Raw genomic sequence first — 21410 nt, 5'->3', positions numbered from 1 at the left:
GAATCGTATTCTATCTCGTAGCCTTGTTTGAATGTTATCAATCATCAAGGAGAGAAAATGAATATGGCATCCGATTCCAGCCCTAGTTCAGAACACCAATCCCAAAAGAAGCCTGTCAGTGCAATGACTGTTGGCGTTATGTTTGCGCTCGCTGGTACGCTGTTATTTTCAATTAAACCTGTGTTTGTCAAACTCGCGTATCAGTATGGCGGTGACGCGGTGAGCATCATGACGCTTCGAGCAATGAGTTCACTGCCTCTTTACCTTTGTATTCTCTTTTGGATGCTACGCGGCTCCGAGAACCCAGCGAAAGTGAAACACCACGGAATCAAAGCAGCCGCGATTGGTGTGCTTGGTTATTACTTAGCGAGCTATCTCGATATCACGGCACTTAACTACATTTCTGCTCAACTTGAACGTTTATTACTGTTCTTGTTTCCGACTTTTGTCGTGTTAATTATGTGGTTTAAAGAGGGGCAATCACCCAACCGTCAGGTGCTGTCAGCCGTGTTGGTTGGGTATTTGGGAGTGGGGCTGATTGTGGCGCATGACCTTTCTCACTATGGTGAGCAGATCTGGCTTGGTGGTGGGCTAGCAATTCTTTCTGCGTTTGTGTTTGCCGTGTATTTGGTGTTGAGCAAAGCCAGCATCGCGAAGCTAGGGAGTACCATGTTTACCAGTATCGGCATGGGCAGTGCCGGTGTCGCCATTCTTATTCATTTATCGTTTAGCTCGTTACAGTTGAGCTCGATGAACAATGAACTCATTACTATTGGTGTGTTGCTAGGCATCTTTTGTACCGTCATTCCTTCTTATCTGATTGCTGCTGCCATGGCACGGCTGAACCCTGCGCATCTGAGTTTAGTGAGTAACATCGGCCCAGCAATGACAGCGTTGTGTGCAATTTTCATATTGGACGAAGCATTTACTTGGTTTCACGCTTTAGGGATGGTGCTAACCATCGTCTCGGTCGTGATGATTAACCGATTCAAATCATAAATCGGTACAACGGCAAAGGATGAAGTAAGTTGTGATGTTTATAGACGGATAATGTTTATAGAGGAAAAGGCAGGTCGATGAGTGTCGACCTGCCAAAGGGTTAGAACACAAAGTTAAGCATAATGGTGTACATATTAGCGTCGTCATCGGAAGGGTTAGAGACGAACGCGCCAGAGGCGTCACGATAAGCCTTGAAGTGTTGCCACTCTGCATTGAGTGACACATTGTAGTGAAGATCGTATCTCACACCGAAGAGGTAGCTATCGCCAACTCGATGCTCATGGTCATCAAACTGCTGGCCATAGGTCGCATAAGGTGTGAACTTGTTTAAGTTGTAAGTACCTTGCACATACCATGCGGAAGCAATGTCGTTGGTTTGTCCTTCCACGGTTAACGTCAGCGCATCAAACTCGTACTCAGCACCAAGTGAGAATAGCTGAATGTTTTGGTCTTTCGCTTTGATGGTTTGATCCGGAATCTGAACGATACCCACACCAGGAATATTGGTGGTCAGGTTACGTAGCTTGGTCTCTTGATCGTAATTTGAGTCTAAATACGTAAAGTTCCAGCGGTAGTAATCCCCACTCAAGATAAAGTTCACGCCGTACATTTCATTAGTTTTAAACGTTAGCTCAGTATTAGCGTTAAAGTCGACTGAACTCTCATCACGAAAGCCAATAAAAGGCGTTGTGGTTAACGTCATGCTGTCGTTGAGATCGTAGTTCCACAAGAATGAAATGCCATTAAACGCGGTAATCCCCAAGATACTGTCGTAAACCTCATTTGGTGGGCGCGCTGGCGTAAATGCATGTCCCACATAGTAATACTCGGAGGCCAAGAACACTGGCATTCTTAAGCGACCACCACGAAATTCAACATTACCGTAGGTGTAAGCGAGATAAGCCCATTCAAGTTGTGGATCGCTCCAGTGATCTTGCGGTCTTTTTACTACTTGGGCAGAAGCTTTAAAGGCATCGTAGTAGAAGTCGAGCTGAACGCCGAACGTGGTATCACAGTCGTAACAATTTTCGTCGTCGACAAATCGGTTCACAAGGACGGGCGTTTCATTGTCGGTGGTTGCCCAAGACGTCGAGCCAAAGCCGCTCAATGATAAGTTGTCCGTTAATTCTATCGCTGCCAAGCTCGGAAAGGCCACACTGCTAAGCGCTGCTGCTGTCATTGATGCGATGAGTGTTTTCTTCATATTATTTCTCCGAACTTACTACGTAGAGGATTTGTGCATCAGAAGGGAGGCTACTCACCGGTGCATAGCCAATGCGATTCGGCTTTTCTTTCATCCAGGCTAATAGGGCATCCATGTTGGAATTGTCGATAACTTTTGGTGGACGCGCTTTGCCAGAGAACGACAAGCTCGCCCAGTGCGCGTTCATTTGCGCGATGTTTTTGTTGAGTAAATAGCGATAAAACTCTGATCGTTCCGAGGAAGTATCTGGCCAATCAGACAGCTCAACACGCTTACCTTGCAAACGCTTAGTCTTACCACGGTAAAGCTTTCTTGCTTTGGTGATACTGAGCTCATTAAAGCCTGAGTCGAGAGAGAAAATCGCATACTGGTCTGCCGCCAATGCTTTGCTATCAAAAGACATTAACAGGGCAAAGGCGATCATTGCAGTAGAGAGTGATCTCAACACTTTGTTTTTGTTCACTAAGAAATGGGTATCCATGACCATTACCTTATCCGTTAAATCACACTTTCAATTTGGTGAAGAAGTTTTTCTTTTCTCACCGGCTTTGGCACATAGGCATCCATACCTGAGTCGTAACAGCGCTGAATATCGTCGTCCACCACACTTGCCGTCAGTGCAATGATCGGGGTTTTAGGCAGACCAGAAACTCGTTCATAAGCGCGAATTTCTTTTGTCGCCTGAAACCCATCCATCACTGGCATCATGCAATCCATCAAGATGATGTCGAAGCTGTTATCTTGTTGGAACATGTCCACGGCAATTTGACCATTTTCGGCGATCTCAAATTGATAGCCCGCTTTGCTCAGCAGCAATGACGCAACCTTTTGGTTAACGGTATTGTCTTCGACCAACAAGATGCGTTCTGAGCGGCTTGGCAAGGTGTTCATTGCAGGCTCTTCAGGCTTGTCTGCCGGGCGTGTTTTTGCTGCAGCGCTGATTGGGGTTGGTACTACATCAGGGCTATCTACTGTCGGGATATCAACGGCTTTTGTCAGTTTTTCTTTTAGGATGTTGGCTTTGAATGGTTTGGGTACATAGTCATCCATGCCGACATCAAAACATTTCTGGATGTCGTCATCGACCACACTGGCGGTGAGCGCAATGATTGGAATGCGGTAATTGCGGTTCTCTTCTTTTTCGACTTGGCGGATTTTCTCTGTTGCTTCAAATCCATCCATAACGGGCATCATGCAGTCCATTAGAATCAAGGCGTATTGGTTCTTCTTGAACATGTCGACCGCTTCTTGCCCGTTGGCGGCGAGGTCGAACGTGAAGCCGGCTTTTGTCACATGTAAGCCCGCAATTTTTTGGTTTACTGTGTTGTCATCGACCACCAAGATTTTGTTTTTGGTATTGGCTGTCGCGCTTGCTGCGACTCGTTGAGCGGTTTGGCTAAATTTGGCCTCACAGTTTTCAAGCGCTTTCACCAAACGTTGGCCAAGCAGAGGTTGCGTGATCATTGCACTGACGCTTTCACCGAAGTCAAATTGGTCGCTTTGCAGATGTTTGATTAGGCAAACGCGTACATTTTGAGTTTCTAATCGGTGGAAGGCATCTTCGCTTTCCATCGCAGCATTTGGTCGCGTTTCGGCGTAGATGACGATGATGTGTTCTTTGTCGTTAATCCAAGTTGGGAGGGCGTCTAAGCTCGTCACGGATTGATGAACCGCAATGCGATAGAAGTTCAGTTCATCACGTAGTGTGCTCTCCATTGCGGCATCTTCACAAACCAACCAAATTTGGCTGTTGGCCGCGGCATGTTTGGCATCAAAGTCTAGCTGAACAACAGAAGGGGACAGTTGGAAGAAAAAGCGACTACCTTGGCCTTTTTCAGATTCCAATTGAATCTTACCGCCCATTAACTCAACGAGCTGAGTACTGATTGCTAAGCCAAGACCGGTACCACCAAACTGGCGTGTTGTAGAGTCGTCTTCTTGTGCAAATGGTTCGAAGATTTTCTTCTGTTGCTGTTCATCGATACCGATACCTGAATCTCGAACAGAGAATTCCATGACTGCGTTAGAGCCAGAAACACTGTGGGTGGTAACAGAAAGAAGCATCGTACCTTTTTCCGTGAACTTAACCGCGTTAGACATAAAGTTCATCACCACTTGGCGTAAGCGGTGATCATCAATCATCAAACGGAAAGGTGTGTTACGACTGATGCTCACTTGAAGATCGATGCCTTTCTCTTTGGCTTTAGGCGAAACGATGGAAGCGATGTCGTAAATAGACTCACGAACACAAGTTGAATGCGGGCTGATAAGTAGCATGCCTGATTCAATTTTTGAGAAATCTAGAATGTCGTTAATCAAGCTCAACAGTAGTTGCGATGAAGTCTCGATAGTATCCACATAGTCGCGTTGCGTGGCAGTGAGGGAGGTATCAGACAGCACTTCTGATATACCGATAACACCGTTAAGTGGTGTTCGTATTTCATGCGACATGTTAGCAAGGAAGCTACTTTTTGCTTTGCTGGCTTTGATCGCATCGTCTTTGGCGCGTTCAGCGTCTTCTTTTGCTTGTGTCAGTTTGATGTTGGCTTGTTCACGCTCATAACTCAGTCTTTCCACTTCTTGAGCAAACTTGCTTAACTCGTCTTTACCTTTAACGAGCTCTTCAAGCGGCGATTCCTCACTGTAGCTATCACGACGAAGAAATTCCAAAACCAACTGAAGATTACTCGTCACTTTACGAACCAGACGTAACGCCAAGCTAATCACCAAAATGGTAATGACAGACATGATACCGATGAACATCAAGCGCTGTTGGTTTGCAGTCGTAATTGCATGATCCACGTCGGCTTTCAATTGTTCGGTCATTTTGTTGTCGACGTTTTTAAGCAACGCTAAGCGTCCGTTTAATGCAGTTAAACCTGCGGCAACTTCACCTTCTGGCAGAGTGCTGAGCGCTTCTTCGTTGAACAGAAAGCTTCTGAACTCTTGGCTAAGGACGAACACTTCATTGGTGAATGTTTCGATCAACAGTTCAACTTGTTGTTGGTTGGCATTAAGTGTGACGAAGCGTTCAAGGAACAATTGTTGGTTTTTGACGAGCGATTCAATCTCGCTGCTGATGTCAGCGTCATAAAATTGGTTTTGCTCAACGGAGTAAATCAGATATTGGCTAAGTCGGTTTTCTTCTTTGGACCAAAACATCAACCATTCAATCTGCATAAGGGCAGAGAGGTGGGCTTGGATTTCGGATGTAGCGTCATTAAAAGGGACTTTTTCTAACGCCAATAGAATCTGCTTGTAGGTGTCTGCGCGCCATTCTGCAACGTCCAAGCGCTCATCCATGTCAGTTGTCGTAGCGAGAGAAAGACTGGCTTCTTCCAGACTCGCTAGCAAATCTGCCATTTCTACGCCGTTGTCGGCAAAGATATTCTTGGCTTCATTATTGAGCGACTGCGTGACGGTTTTGATCTCCGACTCTTTGTCTGATACTTCGCTGTTATTCGGCAAGTTATACAGATAAGAGACGCTATCCATATAGTCGGAAAACAGTTGCGCTTTCTCCAGATCTTGAGCCTGAGTGGAAAGCCTGTGAACTTGTTGCCCCGCAAGAAAGAGGAGTAAAACGATGGGTAAAAAAACTAAGCTAAACAGCTTGTGCTTAACAGATAGGTTATTCCATGAAAACGATCCGACCACTGTGCACGTCCATATCCAATAAGTTGATATGAAAAGTGTAGGCTAACTATCTCAATTGTTAGAAATCAAGCAGAAAAATTCACACTTTCGCCATATAAAAATTGTGATACTCGTTACAAAAGGTCGGTGTTTGAAAGAGATAAATCTTCTAATCTATCAATAAAAATAGGGTTTCTCACTCAGTGAGAATTATTCAACGTAATGATATTTATAAACAAAAACCATTTGTCGAGTGAGTAAAATGTTTTGTCGTAAAAGGTCATAAAGTGGCTGTGTCGATATACAGGGGTGGGTATAATCGTCGGATTTTCTTGCTAATGAGACTTTGTGAAATATGTGCTTGTGATTTCCCAGAGTTGTACTTCAAACGATGCAAAGGTTAGTGGGAAAAAGGCTTACATAAAAAGTTAACCTCCATACGACAACAAATAACAATAACTAAATCATGAACGTATCTCGAAGTCTTCAATCGGTCACTCTGCGTTACACTGTCCCGATTGTCTTGATCGCGCTTTTCACTAACTTCACCTACTGGGCATACCAGCAGGTCGACGAAGCGAAAAACCTAGCCCGATACCATGTTAAATCTGCAGAGCTCAACCTTGGTACTATCGTCGATGGTTACCGTGATCTGCTACGCGCAATGAGTAAAGATGAGCACTTCATCGAATCGGACATCACATTGCAAGAGCGTGCGCAACGTGCGGTTCCATATAAGCAGGCCTTTGAGCTGGCGGGCATTGGATTCAGCGATGGTGTGGGGAACATGGTCAGCACACACAACAATAAAGTGCATTCCATCGCTCATCGTGACTACTTCCATCAAGTGATCCGCAGTAAGAAAGCGGTGATGACAGACGTTCTCACCGACGTCTCAAATGGAAAAATTGTTTATGTGCTGTGTCGTCCCATGTTTGACGAACTCGGTGATTTGATGGGCACCATCTCAGCGTCTATTCATTTCAGTGAAATTCAAACCGCACTTCAAACCGACAATGAAAACGACATCTACAGCGTACTGTTAGATGAGAATCTTAATGTCATCAGTCATTCCAAAGACAAGCATTATGTTGGGATTAACTTGTTTAACTACGGTTACGAGAAGCTATTCGACCGTGAAAAGAGCCTTAAAGCACTGACAGAAACGGCCAATGGTGGCTTTTTCACTTACAGCAAGCCTTTTGATTTGTCATATGTTGAGTTTACTAAGATAGAAGGCACGCCTTGGATTCTGCTTTCAAAAGCTAAGTTCAGTACCTTGCTAGGTGATGGAACTTTGATGTTTGGTGCGAACGTGATGCTGATTATCGCGATTTACGTCGTTATCGCACGCTTGATGGGTAAGCAGGTGGTCGGTTTAACTCAACCGCTTGACCGATTCTTAGAAGAGAGCAAGGTGGTGTTCAACGACAGTTCTATGGAGCTAAAAGAGCACTTTGAACAGGTTCTTCAAGCCAGCCGTAATGGCGTGTTTTGTTCACGCAGTGGGTTGCTCACGCGGGAGTATTTCTTGCGAGGGGCAGAGAAGTCGTTATCTCTAAGTAATACGCCCAAGGCCTGTATCTTCTTTGATATGGATAACCTCAAGTACATCAACGATACATACGGTCACTTAGCGGGCGATAAAGTTATCGCTCTGTTTGTGGCGGTGTTGAGAGAGAGTTTTGGCCACAAGCGCGACATCATAGGTCGATTTGGTGGTGATGAGTTTGTGGTGTTAACGCAAGAGTTTCGAACTAAGCGTGAATTAGAGCTCAAGCTAGACAAATTCCTCGCTAAATTACAAAGCACGGCGGATCGTTTAGGCATTGATATCAGTTTAACCGCGTCAATTGGGGTTGTTCTCACAGAGGGCGTGGGGCGCGATATTGATATTCTGCTGCACTGTTCCGATATGGCGGTGTACCGAGCGAAGCAGTTAGGTAAAGGGCGTTATGCGTTTTATCATACTTCGATGGTAGAAGTGCCGATATTCAGTTAGCAAAAGGGAGGTGTGAAGCCTCCCTTTTTTATTGTGTCTCAGTCGCTGGTGGTGAGTTAAGCCGTAACTGTTTGAGGCTGCTTTCTCAACACATAGATGTCGTGATCTCGCAATAGGTAGAGAGCGAAACACGCAGCAAGCATCGGCCATGCCGCGAAGAATAATAGGTTGTTGAACGGGTCTAGGTACTTCGCGAACGAAGAAAAAGTCGAGCCTGCGTGTAATACCAGAATCGCAAGATAAGTCAGGTTCTTCCAAAGTCCAGCCACAAAAATTCCGATGAACACCAACTGGGCAATACCTAACGCGACTGAAAATCCACTCGAAATATCTAAGCCATAGAAGCCAGAGAACACTTTCATTGCATGCTCTGGTACCAGCACTTTATCTAGCGCCCACATGATAAATACCAACGCGATACTTAAGCGCATTGCTAACAGCCCTAATCCTAACTGACGTTGAAGCTTTGGTTGGAGCGTTTCTTTCATTTTCATTCCTTTATTGAGTAGTGAAGGTTCCTAATGGCAGACCGACTCTTACTTAAACTGATTACAACGAGATATGTAAATATTCGTGTCCCGTTCCAATTTGGATTCTTGTCAGCACAATACATAAACCACGGAAATATGACTGAATTGGCAAAAATGAAGTATTCGCAGGCTCAAGGTGGATGTAGCTCATAGAAGATGTCACTCTTTCTTTTGAGCAAGGAGTCGCAACAAAGCACAAAGGGAGAGACATATGAGCAAAGTGGATTGGCATAAAAACCATATTGAAGACAACACGTTAATTACGTCTTCCTATAAGAGCACTCAAAATGTACGTCGTTACTTCAAATCCAAATGTGGAGACGATTTCAAGTTTGACCGTAGCTTTATGCAGTGGATGAACGACGCAGAAGGAACAAGCATGGGTAAGGCCGCACAAGAGTGGCTACGCAGGCAGCAAGCAAAGTAATGTTATGGATAGCTATCAATACCGTTTAAACAACGCTCTCTTTAATTCGTTATGGACCAAAGCGGCAGGCGAGAAGTATCCCTCTGAACTACAGCCTTACAGTAGTTGCACTATACAGTTACTCGAACAACTCAAAGGTAAACTCATTGCAGGCAACCTCCAGACTGTATTGGACTTAGGTTGTGGAGCTGGTGGTTTTAGTCGCTGGCTGAACCAGACATTAAACTGTCACGTTTTAGGTGTCGATCGTTCTGAATTTGCGATTGAGTATGCTCAACAACATACATTGAAAGGCTCAAACATCGAGTTTTTCAAATTAGAGTTTGAGAATTTATCCAGCCTTTCAGCAAAGTTTGACAGTGTGATCAGCATTGATGCTCTGCCATTTGCAAGAGATGAAGACCAAGTGCTATCGGATATCCATCGTTTACTTAACAAAGGTGGTCAACTGATCTTCACGACACGAGAACCATTAGAAGGATCGCCTAAATTTAAAAAGCTCGGAAGCGCATGGCGTTTAGCTCTCGAAAAAAACGGATTTGAATTAATCGAGGCCACTGAAAGAGAGGGCATTTCCGAATTTTGGCATGCGGTCTATCAAGAATGGGTGAGTCATGAAGTTCAATTAAGAAAAGTATTACCTGAAGAAGTTGTTGACGGGTTGATGTTGGAAGTCGAACAAGTTGGACCTCGTTTGTTTGATGGACGACCTTGGTGGTTGATTCATGCTAAACGTATCGAAATGGAAGTACAGAAAGAAAAATAATGAGTATTGTAAAAACGTTAACTCAACAGTTAAGTGAGATTGGGTACCCAGAGAAGCGAGTGCGCACGGGCTTGGTGAGAGCGATCTCTGCCGATGGTTTTCGAAGTTTAGACAGTAAGCAAGCAGACTTCGTTTTTGAGCAGTGTGAAACATTGCTGGCAGAGCGTGATTGGGCATTAAGCGTGATTGCGTTTGATTGGGCATTCAGAGTAAAAAAGCAGTATGACGCCGCCACGTACGATCGATTCGAATCTTGGCTTTATCAATACATAACCGATTGGAATGATTGTGATGATTTTTGCACCCATGCACTCGGTGCGCTTATTGCTCAAGACAACAGCCTGTTTACTCGCACATTGGAGTGGGTTAAGAGTGATAACTTTGCCGTGAGGCGAGCAGCCGCTGTGACGCTTATCTATCCGATCAATAAAGGTCTATACAAAGGGACTGAGCCTTTTCACATAGCGGATTTGTTGCTCGAAGATGATCATTATTTAGTGCAAAAAGGCTATGGCTGGATGCTCAAAGTGCTGGCGCAAAAAGAACCGGAGCGAGTGGTGGACTACTTGAAACGTCACCATAGCAAGATGCCGAGGACGGCGTTTCGATATGCGATAGAAAAGCTGGATAAGCAAACTAAGCAAGAGCTGATGGCCTTGTAGTTTACTTTTTCAGCACTTTGCCAAAGCAAACAGAGTGATAAAAAAAGCCGACAGAATCGAACTCTGTCGGCTTTTATCGTCTTACGGGTTACTTAACAGACAAATACTCAGAAGGAGACTTATCTGGTTTCGGTAAATCCATCGTCGCAACCGCGTTGAAACCGGCAGGCGTTAAACCACCAGAGTAATCAACAGTGCCATTTGGCAGGTTGGCTTTGGTTTCTGATGGGTTCCACAAACGGAAGTAATCTGTCAGATCGTATCCGGTTAGGTATGAGGCACATGCCATCATGAGATCGCCTTGGCTTAACAGGCTGCTTTGTGCAGAACAGTAGTTAATGCCTTGGTCGCCAATGCTGTCACCACGTGCTTTACGGTGTGCGAGTTTGAAGAAGTTCCAGCCTTGGTCTTCACCAAAGATGCTAGGCTTCTCGGCTTGATTCGCATACCAATCATCGATGTTGAAATGGTCTTCTGCCCAAAGCTTTAACTGACCGAACATCGCTAAACGCATGCCGACATCCGCTTCACTCCAAGCATGGCCTTCAAAGCGATCGAGCCATAAAGGTGACTTGGATAAATCACTCGCTATACGGTCCATGTATGGCTTTGATTCACGCTGTTCTTGCATGTAAAGCGCAAGAATGTTGTTGGTGACCTCAGTAGAGCCTGCCATCATAAACGGCGCTGAAGCAAGGTTGTGTCCGACTTCATGCCATAGCAACCAGTCATTGGTTGGGTTTGATGGAACGACGGTCCATGTTGGCCAGTAGCTGTTGCTTTGAACTGGGTAGCCTGAGTGTGCTGCACCAATCGAGATTTGCACATCATTCACGAAGCGATGTCGGTTGGCGAGCAGGGCATCGTATGTAAATCGACGGTGTTTTCCTTCTGCCGTGACTTGATCACGTCCGTAAAAATCACTCGCATGGTTCGCGAATGCGTTCAGTTCATCGGCAAACTTAGGTACGTCTGTGTCCAGTACGTTTTTCATAGGCGTCGTGTAGACGAAATGACCTGAATCGATTTCTGCCAATGGCACGTCAGTGTTGATTGGGTTTAGCCAAGCACCGTCTTTCCACCAAGACGCACGAAGCACACCAGTGAAGTTAAACGTCACAACGTCACGAGAATCCACTTCTAACGGTTGAATGTAAATCAAACCACCGTAAGGTACTTTGAAGCTCAAAGACGAACCGTTATATTGGAAAGTCTTTTGTACGCGTGGTGGGCGCTTCAAACTCAGTTCGTGGTTTGCACGGCCTGTTAAGTCATCAACCAATGCAACATTGATAGACGCTTTTACACCACCAGAGATGGTGACTTCTTCAAGTTGTGGCGCCCACAAGCCTGTCGATTGCATGCTGCCTGCCGTACCAATCACGGTTTTGTTGTCGGTATGAATCGCAACGTTCGCTGTACTGGCTGATTGAACAGGACGACCCGGGTAGCCAGTCGTATCAACACTGATATCTAAATCCCAGTAAGAGCGACCTAACATCATGCGTGTTAACGGCTTTTCCATCCAGTTCAGAGGGTAAGACGGGTTCAGCTCGCCTGATTCGGTAATCATTGACCATTTAGCAAGTTGCTCTCGCGTATCTTGACCACAAACATTACCGCCTTGATGTGCGTTGCTCGTGTAACAGTTCAGCATTTCGAGCGCACGTTTGAAGCCAAGCTCATCTTGTACGTTTGGATTGAACTCGTATTGCTCATCATTCCAAAGCCAAACGGATAGGTTATCGTAGGTTGAAGTTAGCTCAGCTTGCGACAAGCGTTCACCAATTTCCCCTTTACTGCGGTAGTAAAGCTCGTGAGAAAGTAAGCGATCAATATTGGCACCTAAGTTCGCCGCTTTTACCATGCTATCGACGACTTCAGGGCTCATTTCGTAACGAGTAAAGTCTGGGCGATGGTGATTACCACGGCTAGGAATGCCATGACCTTCTCGCACTTCAATACAGTTTACTTCGTATTGGTAATCGTCTTTACACACCGGAACGCCAGGAAACTCGAGTTGAAGCTCTGCAATTGCTGCTTGTTTCTCTTGTTCAGACTTCACCATGTGGAATGCATAACGTTGATGCTCTTGTCCATCAATGGAGACGTTGTATAGCGGTATTTCAAGGGTAGGCATGTCGATATTGCCCGGCCACGTCACCGTACCGTTGTCATTGATCTCAATCTTAGTCGTGTCTGCATAACGTTCATAAACCACAAGGTCGTGCTCTGCGACGGTATGCAAGTTAGGGACATTCGGGCCTGATGTGCTGTGACACCAATAGCTGTCAGTACACAGAGATTGGAATGTCTTGGCAACGTTCGCTCCGCCAACAGAAACGCCTGCTGCATCCGCTAAACGAGCAATTGGCTCTGGGTTACTCTCTTCCAAAGCATCAAAGAAGATGATGCTACCACCGTTGTTTACGTATTCGATCAGCGCTGTAACGTCATCGGCGTCCAACTTAGGTTGGTTGATGTCAGACACGACGGATTTTGTCGCGTAGCCATCGGTTTTGATTTCGTAAGACTGAAGCAAAAGCAGTGGTGTAGAGGTTGGATCTAATGAATCAAACTGGCCGCTGCTTAATACGTCCATTTCACCCAACTTATAGCTTGGGTTGACAAAGAAATCGTAGATTTGACCTTCTTTGCGATCCCAACGGAATGCGTGACCTTTGTTGATGTTGGTAGCAATCGCGACAGATTCTTGCGTTGCGTTCGGCACTAACCAATCAATCAAGTTGCTGAACATGATTTGCATACTGCCGCGATCGGTACGAGTATCCGCATCTTGTGCTTCTTGGTTGTGAGGCGTGCTGTAACGACATTGCTGCGCTTCGCTGTCGATGCCCAGATCTGCGCCTGCCCAGTAGTTTTCTGGACAAGAGAAGATAGAGGTGTACATCGCATTACCCAAGAACACCACTTTACCCGAGCCAATCATACCTGCCGTCATGGTTGGTAGATTAAAGGTCGCGGTTTGTTTGGAAATCACCTCTGGGCGCTGCATCACCACCGTTGAGTTCTCATCAATGGTTGTGGCATCCACAATGTAGGCTTTTTGATCTTTGCCTGAACCACGTGTCCACGCCGCTTCTTCACCAAACGGGAGCCAGTAGCTGTTGTCGTTACGTGGCATCAGAACAGGGAACGCTTCATTGGTTAGGTTGAAGTTGCGCATCGCACGTGTGTAACCAGAGCCTCCCCAACCATGGTTATCATGGAAGATGTGGACGCTATCCACGCCAGCATAAATCTGATGCAGAGACTGCGTGACATAATTACTACCAGAAGCACGAACCGTACGCAGCATAGGTGCAGCAAAACCTGACCATTGAGGCGTCTGCTTTAGTTGCCCATCAATGATTTGTGTTAAACCTTGGCTGAATTGCGCTTCGAACTCATTGGGTGTGGTGAAGTTTGTGCCTTCAATTTTTGCGCCGTTAGGTAGGCTCAGATTGATCAGCTCGTTAATAACGTTCGGATATTGTGCAAACACCTGACGAACGGTATCGCTGATCTCAATGTGGTTGCCAGAAGACACACCATAGCGATGAACGAACGCATCAAGGTTCTGTTTCACCAATGGGTTGTCGCTTAAATCCGCAAGTTGGTAATTGACCTTATTGCCTTTCACTTGGCCTAGAGTAAAGGTGTCGATACCAAAGATCAGGTTCTCACCCCAAAGGTATTCAAATTCACCGTTGGCATCCGTGATTCCGCGTGCGGATTGGCTAAAGAACTCGATGCCAGCAAGCGCATTTCCTTGGGAGTCGGTCAAACGGCTTTTGGTCAACGGTTTGTTGGCTGCACTTGGTTTGTATTCGTAAGTCGCCTCTGCATTGGCAGACACAAACGACCCCGTTAAGTTGTTGCTTGCGCCCGGAGTGACTTCTGGTTGAAGTTCTGGGTCAACGTGCGCGCTTGGTTGTTCACCTTCGTTTGCAACACTTGGATTGAGGAACTCATCAATCGCAGCTTGATCGTCACTTTCGTATAAGTCTTGGATGTCATAACTGTTGATTTCATCCAAACACACTTGTGCGTCCTGAGTAGGGCACGTGTCGATCTTGTTTAACAGCTTAGTGGCATTGTTTGCGTGTTGGCCGAGTACGTCTTTTAGGTCATAGGCTTGCGTTAATTCAGCTGGCTGTGAACCCATACGAGTTTGCTCAGGGATCTGGTAACTGAACTCACCTAAAGTCACACCACCAAATTGACAATCAAAATGGCCTTCTGAAGCTGCATAGGTGAAGTAACCAGACTCACTGATGTCTTGCATATCACACTGAATATCACCAGTGATCTGTTTACCGTTAATGAATAGCTTACCTTGGTAGGTCGTTACGCCAATATCTGGTTGATCAGGCGGTAAATTTGGTTCGACCGTTGGAGACGTGGTGCTTGTTGAGTGTTTGTTTTCATCGCCTCCGCAGCCAAACAGCAGCGAAGCGACAAGGATTGAAAGAAGACTTCTTTTCAAAGACTAAACCCTTATGAAATGCCATCGTCGTCTGGATGGCGAGTTGGTTGAGATTAACTTTATCTAAAAGCTCACAGATATTGAGTTTTGGTTTATAAGTGCCTAACTTTTAGTGACTTTTTAGGGCTCAATAAATGCGCGCGCATTCTAGTTTCAAATGCGACAGGAGGGAACAAAAATTAATGGCGCATCGCGATTATTTACGCAAATGGGAGCAGGATTCCGAGAATGGCAAAACCTTGTGGTTGCTTTCGCTTTCTTTTCTATAAAAATAGCGTACAGTTTGCTGGTTTTTCACTGAAATCATCCCATTATGTCTAACGCGAAACTTCTTCTAATCCGTGGTTTACCGGGCTCTGGTAAGACGACACTTGCCAAGAAATTGTCCAAACAGCTCAAAGCAAAACATTTTGAAGCTGACATGTATTTTGAGAATGAAATTGGCGAATACCATTTTGATGGCACAAAGCTGGCTGATGCGCACGAGTGGTGCTTTCAGCAAACTCGCAAATGGCTAAGCAAAGGAAAGACTGTGATTGTCAGTAACACGTTTGTGCGCCATTGGGAGATGAAACGGTATCTAAAGTATTGCGAGAAAAAACAGATTGAAGTGGAAGTGCAGGTTTGCCGAGGTGAGTACAAGAGCACTCATGGTGTGCCATCAGCGACGATAGAGAATATGCGCCGCCAATGGCAAGAGTAACGGTTCTTCATTCTTTGTTTCTTTCTAATCAGTTGAGCCTCTATGGTTTACTGACCGCGACCGTCGATCATCACCACTAGCGTTTTGCTCATGATGGCAATGTCCATGGAAATCCACGAGTAGAAAGAGCTCAAACTCAGTGCGTAACTGTGGTCAAAACCTACCTTACGACGAACGTCTTCAATACAAGAGTCATAGCCTTGGTTTACTTGCGCTAGACCTGTGATGCCAGGTAGCACACCGTAAGTGCGTTCAACAAAATAAGGGATTTCGTCTTCCAACTTTTGATAGAAAGCAGGGCGTTCTGGACGAGGGCCAATCAGAGACATTTCACCTTTTAGCACGTTGAACAGTTGTGGAAGCTCATCCAAGCGAGTCTTGCGTAGGAAGCGTCCAACCGGAGTGATACGTGGGTCGTTCTCAGAAGCCCATACCGCACCAGAGCGTTGTTCTGCATCCACATACATGGTTCGAAATTTCATAATTTCAAACAGGTCCATTTTTTCTGGTGTGCAGCGTCCAACACGAAGCTGACGATAAATCACAGGGCCTTTTGAGTTCATCACAATTGCTAACGCAATCAAAGGCATAATCGGCATGGTGATTAGCAAGATGAGCAGTGAAACAACTACATCGAAAGCGCGTTTTGCTAAATGAATATTTGAGTCGTAGCGTGAAGTTTTCATGATGCTTTCCTTATTGATTAACGCGCTTCCAGCGTCCGTTTTCCATTCCAAGTAGGTAGCGTAGTCCGCCTGCGAAGTTAGCTATGTGTCCAACCACTAAGTAACTGATTAACTTAAATGGCTTAAACAAATTTAATACTGGTATTAAGTAAGTGATGAGAGCAACTGAGTAGACTGCCAGTTGTGCCAGCATCAGAAATTGAAACGCTGGGTAGTGAATCAGCAGCAATGAACTCACCAAACACATAATCATTAGGTAAGGTGTCGCAAGACGCAGTACCTTTCCCGATAGAAATGCAAATGCAGTGCCACGATAGCGGGGTAATAACAGTTTTTTCAATTTCAAGAACTGCTGCATGTTACCTGCCGAGATACGTAGGCGACGTTTGAAGTCTGAACTGTCCGAGCTTTCTTCCAGTTCGATGGCTAACATTTTTGGTTCATAAACGGAGTCATAACCTTGAAGCACAATGCGCATTGGCAAAATGAAGTCATCGTTAATGATCTCAGGCTCTAATGGCGAAAACAGTTTGGTTCTGAAGGTATAGAATGCGCCGTGAGAACCAATGGTTGAGCCGATCAATGACTCTTTGTATTTCACGTTCGATTGATATTGCCAGTAGGCTGCTTCGCCTTGGTTTTGTGTCGCCATGATTTGGTAGGTTGCGTTCACCACACCCACTTTCTCATTTTGATAATGCTGACTGGCCAATAAGAGCGAGTCGCAAGAGACGAGGGCAGACACATCACTTAATGCAGTAATATCTGAAGTGACGCTCTCCATTTCCATGTTGATTAATCCGACTTTACCGCGGTTTACCTCATGGTCATGAACAATGAACAGAGTATCTGCGCAAATCGCTTCTTGAATCGTATCTTGTGCAATCGCTGCGGTGTTATCTGTACAGCCATCGCAAGCAATGACGACGGCCAGTTTATCTCTCGGGTAGTCTAGGCTTGCTAGGTTACGGATTTTTTCTGCTATCCATTGTTCCTCATTGTAAGCAGGAACGATCACCGTGACACTTGGCAGTGTGCAGTCACGCTTTGAAGCTTTGTAGCAGCGCTCTTTTGCTTTTTGTTTTCTTGCATTCTTTTTCGCTTTTCGTTGTTCTCTGCGTGCCGATAACCAATTCAAAACCAAAGGATAACCGACGTGATGATAGATAATCAGTAGCGCAGACAAAACAAAACCAGCCGTCCATAGTAGATCAATCATGCGTTTTCTCCCTGAGCCAATGTCGCGTAGCGGTTCACCATATTGCGAATGTCAAAATGCTTAAGAATGTGTGCTCTCGGTGATTGGGGTGTTTGTGATAATTGCTGCGATAGCGCATCTGCCAACATTGGCACTTTGTTCGGTTCGACGAGCGCTCCGATTTGTGGGCACAGTGTTTCTTTTACCGCGCCAACATCGCTTGCAATGCAAGGTACGCCACAAGCCTGTGCTTCTAGTGTGGATAGAGGGAAACCTTCTTGAAGTGAAGGCAGGCAAAACACGTTTAGGCTTTGATAAAAACGAGGCATGTCGCTGACTAATCCGAGGAAAGTCACTCTGTCTTCTAACCCAAGTGTGCGAACTTGTGCTTCAAGAATGCCTCTTTGGCTGCCACAACCAGCAATCGCAAGGTGGGTGTTTTGTGGCAGGTGAGAAAAGGCTTTGATGAGGATCTCTTGTCCTTTCACCGTTTCTAAGCGACCCGCTGTACCTACAATGAACTTGTCTGTAGGTAGAGCGAAAAACTCACGCGCTTTTTGTGAATTGCCATCGGTGAATTTCTCGCAGTCGATTCCATTATGGATGGTGCTTACGCGCTGATATCCCAACTTATTCGTGATTTGGTCAGCGACAAAGTCAGCATCCGCCACGACTTGAGGACGAAGCACTTTAAGAACCGTCGATTGCAGTCTCGCAGCCTTTTTATTGTTTAAATGCCACGCATCATGCTCAATGTGGATCAGGGTTTTGATGCCATTCAAACGAGCTGCAGTGCCACCGTACAGCAAAGGCCCAATGTGATGTGTATGGACGACGTTTGCATTCAGTTGTTTTAATTTTGCTTTCAAAACCTTGAAGGTTGATAGATGCAAACCAGACGGTTTGTTTAGAAAGTGGAGTTGGTCTTCAAAGTCCGCCAACTTTTCCCAATGATTTAGCGCAGTTTGTTTGTTTCCCTCTAGGCTGATAACAAAAACGGAGTCTTCGGTTTTGGCAAAGCGAAGCATCTCAAGCACCAAAGTTTCCAATCCTCCTGGAGCGAGATGCTGAACGATGTGAACGATCACGTTACCATTATTGCTTGAGTTTCTAGTCTCTGAGTTTTTCATTCCTGAGCCCTCGACGCATTTCCCTTAATTTTGCTTATCCAGTTCATTGCAGTCTGTATGCCAGAAATAAACCTATTAAAATTCAGTGGTTTAAATCTTGTCTTTCAAAGTGAGTCAAAACGAGAAGGGTAGATTCTCAAATTGAGATTCAAATTTCGTCATATCAAGAGGAGCGAGAATTCAATTGGTTAGCAGCTATTTGGAATCTAATTGATAAGTTTTGTGAATCTTTTATTTCAAACCATCAGTTCTTCACAACTGCTTCACATTTGGTTTTTTACAGTGCTTTCTGTCAGCGCAAAACCTGACCAAATACGCAGGGCGTTGATACCACTAAGTCGGAAATCGAGTTGAAAAAACGCATCTCTACAGATGGTAGAAATGGAGAGTTCTTATGATTATGTTGAGTCAGGCTTACCGTATTGCTTCGGCTAAGCGAACTTTTGTAACCCGTCGTGTTCCCCTTGAGCTTATGCAATCTCTCGTTGGAGGGAATGGGGTAAGCAAGCCAAAATCTGGTGATCTTGTATTGGCGAAAATTGTGCAGGTTGGTCATCACAAATTTGGAGAGAGAACGGACGGACGACGCGCCACGTTGTTTGAAGGAGACGAGATTATCTTGGCGTATGGGCATCGCTATGCGCCGGATCAGTTTGAAGCTGTTGTACCAGGTTCACTCGAAGAGTGCCATATGGTGGCAGCGGGTGGGATTGCTGCTCAAGCGATCTCTTGGCATTCGAAGACCAAATCGCCAACGGTCATTCAACCTGTCGGTCTTATTGCGGACTACTCGGGCAAAATCATTAATGTGTCCGATTTCGCTGTGGATGATTCGAACTTGGTTGATCTCGTCCCGAGCGTAGCGGTAGTTGGTACTTCTATGAACGCAGGCAAAACGACTTCTGCCGCGCACATCATCAGAGGTCTGAACAAGGCCGGTTATCGTGTTGGCGCGATGAAAGTGACGGGAACTGGGGCAGGCGGCGACCTTTGGTTAATGAAAGACTCCGGTGCTTATATCGCGCTTGATTTCACAGATGCAGGTCACGCCACCACCTTTAAAGTAAACAGTTTTGACCTGATGAATATTGTCGATCGCCTGTCTCAAGAGTTGATTCGATTTGGGTGTAACGCCATTGTGGTTGAGATAGCCGACGGGATCTTCCAGAAAGAAACCAGAGAATTACTTGAGAATCGAGAGTTTAAAGCCCGCTTCCCAAACGTCGTTTTTGCTGCGAGAGAGTCATTAGGTGCAACGGCGGGCGTCCAGTGGTTGAGTAATCAAGGGTATTCCGTCTCTGCTGTCAGCGGTATTGTGTGCGCGTCACCCTTGTCTACCCGTGAGATTACACAACAGATAGACACGCCGGTTTATGGCTTAGATTTGCTTATTGAGCCCAGTATTTCGAAGTCTTTACTGCACTTCCCAAGCATGACACCGGAGCTCGAACTCGCATGAAGCTGCACGCCCTTTTTTCCGGCGTGAGAAAGCGCTGGCTGGTTCAGTTAGTGATACTAGGATTGATCATCTCCGCACTCAACGTCGGGAATGTTTTGGTGCTCGATACGCTTTGGCATGATGCGGAGTTTTACAACTTAGTGCTTTTCTTACTGTTGGGAATTGGGGCGTACTTGCTGACGATAGTCGAAAGCTATTTAGGCGAGAAGCTTGGTCAGCATTACTTAAAAGACATACGACATCAACTCTATATCGAGTTGATGTCACCTAAGAACGAGCAACCTCCAAGAAGGCTTGGTGTGTCGATGAGTCGAATGATCACCGACAGTAACAACATTAAAAACTGGGCGAGTTTAGGGGCGGCGACGTTAGTCACCAGCGGGTTTTCGTTTATTGGCTATCTCGTGCTTATCTTCTACTTGTGGCCGAGTTTCAGTTGGCAAGTGTCTTGGGTGGTTGCTGGGCTTTTTTCATTGTCTTTGGCGCTGACACCACGCTTAACCGAACTTGCTTTAACACTGCGCACTGACCGAGGTCGTTTGAGCGGGCATTTATGCGAGCGCATTATGGGCTACCAAAGTGTGAATCAGTTTCGTCAGATTAAACGCGAAGGGCGACGCCTTAATCGCTGTAGCGAGATGTTGGGTGATACATCAAAGCAAAATAGCGTTTTCCAAGCTGTTCTCACCCAGCAAACGGCAATGTGGTTCTGTATTCTTCTTGCGTTATTGTTCACTCACCAAGTTTGGCAAGAGCATCCGGTGGAGCAAAACTTTGGCACTTTGATGCTGATCATCGGTTTGTTATTTAACGCGCTAAGAGACATCACCATCAGTTGGGGCTATGCCATCACTTACTATGTCGCCAAGGAGCGATTGGAGTTGGCGATGAGTTGCACGCGGGGTAATTACAAGCGTCAGATTCATAAAATCGATACTGACCTTGCTCTGTGTTTGTGCGTTAAGAATTTCTCCGTTCCGTTCTCGGGTGAAAACTTATCGGTCAATATCTTTAAAGGGCGTTCGATTGATCTGTCGAGCATCGACCCAATCAACAAAACCGCGATTTGCACTGTATTGAGTGGGATCGTGACCGACTACATGGGGGACGTGGCGCTGGAGAAAATGGACATTCGAACCATCAACAATTCTTCATTACGTAGGTATGTTTATATCATCGATGACCAATGTCAGCTGTTTCGAGGTACGGTTTTGACCAACATTCGATATGGCAATCGTCGAGCCACAGAAGAGGAGGTGAGCAGTGTGTGTTTGTTTGTCGGCATCAGTCCAGAGCGCTTGGATTGTGCAGTTGCCGAGTTCGGACGTCATTTAGACAAAACGCTGTATAACCAGATTTTGATTGCACGTGTTTTGTTGTCGAAACCTAAGCTCATTGTGTTGAATCATCACTGTATTGGGCAAGACGTCGTATTGATGCGTTTGCTTAAGGTGAACGCAAGTGTTGAAACCTACACCTTGCTCAGCTTGGTGCGAATGGAGTAACACCATCGCACCAA

The 21410-nt window shown here is 45.6% G+C and carries 16 protein-coding genes; 8 read left to right on the top strand and 8 right to left on the bottom strand.

What is annotated here, in order from left to right:
* Nucleotides 1-57: 57 nt before the first annotated feature.
* The gene (locus H735_RS05345) at nt 58-999 is read left to right on the top strand and encodes a DMT family transporter (protein ID WP_020197366.1); all 942 of its coding nucleotides are present in this window, start codon (nt 58-60) and stop codon (nt 997-999) included.
* A 100-nt stretch (nt 1000-1099) separates the two neighbouring features.
* Here the strand turns inward: H735_RS05345 and H735_RS05340 are convergent, their stop codons facing one another.
* From H735_RS05340 to H735_RS05330, 3 genes are read right to left on the bottom strand one after another with little or no spacing between them, the layout of a single operon-like run.
* Nucleotides 1100-2203 (bottom strand): porin, encoded by a 1104-nt coding sequence (locus tag H735_RS05340; protein ID WP_020197367.1) that lies wholly within the window; start codon nt 2201-2203, stop codon nt 1100-1102.
* Between the two features lies 1 nt (nt 2204).
* Entirely contained in the window at nt 2205-2684 is a 480-nt protein-coding gene (locus H735_RS05335; RefSeq protein ID WP_020197368.1) for a hypothetical protein, read from the bottom strand.
* Nucleotides 2685-2701: 17 nt separating this feature from the next.
* Entirely contained in the window at nt 2702-5860 is a 3159-nt protein-coding gene (locus H735_RS05330) for a response regulator (RefSeq protein ID WP_027726805.1), read from the bottom strand.
* A gap of 445 nt (nt 5861-6305) precedes the next feature.
* On the opposite strand from H735_RS05330, the gene H735_RS05325 reads away from it, so the two are divergent.
* Nucleotides 6306-7841, top strand: a complete 1536-nt coding sequence (locus tag H735_RS05325) for a diguanylate cyclase (RefSeq protein ID WP_020197370.1) — start codon at nt 6306-6308, stop codon at nt 7839-7841.
* Between the two features lie 56 nt (nt 7842-7897).
* On the opposite strand, the gene H735_RS05320 is transcribed toward H735_RS05325, so the two are convergent.
* Nucleotides 7898-8329 carry a hypothetical protein gene (locus H735_RS05320; RefSeq protein ID WP_020197371.1) on the bottom strand — a complete coding sequence of 144 codons (432 nt, stop codon included), beginning with the start codon at nt 8327-8329 and terminating at the stop codon, nt 7898-7900.
* A 253-nt stretch (nt 8330-8582) separates the two neighbouring features.
* Here H735_RS05320 and H735_RS05315 point away from each other — a divergent pair, with 253 nt between their 5' ends.
* From H735_RS05315 to H735_RS05305, 3 genes are read left to right on the top strand one after another with little or no spacing between them, the layout of a single operon-like run.
* Nucleotides 8583-8798: a DUF6434 domain-containing protein gene (locus H735_RS05315; RefSeq protein ID WP_020197372.1), complete on the top strand. Its 216-nt coding sequence runs from the start codon at nt 8583-8585 to the stop codon at nt 8796-8798.
* 4 nt (nt 8799-8802) lie between these two features.
* A complete protein-coding gene (locus H735_RS05310; protein WP_020197373.1) occupies nt 8803-9564 on the top strand; it encodes a class I SAM-dependent methyltransferase in 762 nt (253 codons plus the stop codon).
* Entirely contained in the window at nt 9564-10226 is a 663-nt protein-coding gene (locus H735_RS05305; RefSeq protein ID WP_020197374.1) for a DNA alkylation repair protein, read from the top strand. Before H735_RS05310 ends, H735_RS05305 begins: the two co-directional genes overlap by 1 nt.
* Nucleotides 10227-10314: 88 nt before the next feature.
* On the opposite strand, the gene H735_RS05300 is transcribed toward H735_RS05305, so the two are convergent.
* Nucleotides 10315-14715 carry an SslE/AcfD family lipoprotein zinc metalloprotease gene (locus tag H735_RS05300; RefSeq protein WP_020197375.1) on the bottom strand — a complete coding sequence of 1467 codons (4401 nt, stop codon included), beginning with the start codon at nt 14713-14715 and terminating at the stop codon, nt 10315-10317.
* Nucleotides 14716-15028: 313 nt separating this feature from the next.
* On the opposite strand from H735_RS05300, the gene H735_RS05295 reads away from it, so the two are divergent.
* A complete protein-coding gene (locus H735_RS05295; protein WP_020197376.1) occupies nt 15029-15418 on the top strand; it encodes an ATP-binding protein in 390 nt (129 codons plus the stop codon).
* Nucleotides 15419-15465: 47 nt separating this feature from the next.
* Here the strand turns inward: H735_RS05295 and H735_RS05290 are convergent, their stop codons facing one another.
* Genes H735_RS05290 through H735_RS05280 form a run of 3 tightly spaced genes read right to left on the bottom strand, consistent with a single transcriptional unit; the run spans nt 15466 to nt 18432 of the window.
* A complete protein-coding gene (locus H735_RS05290; protein WP_020197377.1) occupies nt 15466-16104 on the bottom strand; it encodes a sugar transferase in 639 nt (212 codons plus the stop codon).
* 10 nt (nt 16105-16114) lie between these two features.
* Nucleotides 16115-17323 carry a glycosyltransferase family 2 protein gene (locus tag H735_RS05285; protein ID WP_020197378.1) on the bottom strand — a complete coding sequence of 403 codons (1209 nt, stop codon included), beginning with the start codon at nt 17321-17323 and terminating at the stop codon, nt 16115-16117.
* Entirely contained in the window at nt 17320-18432 is a 1113-nt protein-coding gene (locus H735_RS05280) for a glycosyltransferase (protein WP_020197379.1), read from the bottom strand. Before H735_RS05280 ends, H735_RS05285 begins: the two co-directional genes overlap by 4 nt.
* Before the next feature lie 394 nt (nt 18433-18826).
* Between H735_RS05280 and H735_RS05275 the strand changes: the two genes are divergently transcribed.
* Together H735_RS05275 and H735_RS05270 are read left to right on the top strand one after the other, a co-directional pair.
* Nucleotides 18827-19891 (top strand): molybdopterin guanine dinucleotide synthesis B family protein, encoded by a 1065-nt coding sequence (locus tag H735_RS05275; protein ID WP_020197380.1) that lies wholly within the window; start codon nt 18827-18829, stop codon nt 19889-19891.
* Entirely contained in the window at nt 19888-21396 is a 1509-nt protein-coding gene (locus H735_RS05270) for an ABC transporter transmembrane domain-containing protein (RefSeq protein ID WP_020197381.1), read from the top strand. The genes H735_RS05275 and H735_RS05270 overlap by 4 nt, the downstream gene beginning before the upstream one ends.
* The last annotated feature ends 14 nt before the right edge of the window (nt 21397-21410 follow it).

The sequence above is a fragment of the Vibrio owensii CAIM 1854 = LMG 25443 genome (assembly GCF_000817815.1).
GTDB lineage: Bacteria > Pseudomonadota > Gammaproteobacteria > Enterobacterales > Vibrionaceae > Vibrio > Vibrio owensii.
The sequence above is the reverse complement of the archived record's forward strand: the minus strand, read 5'-3'. Positions and strand labels throughout refer to the sequence as shown.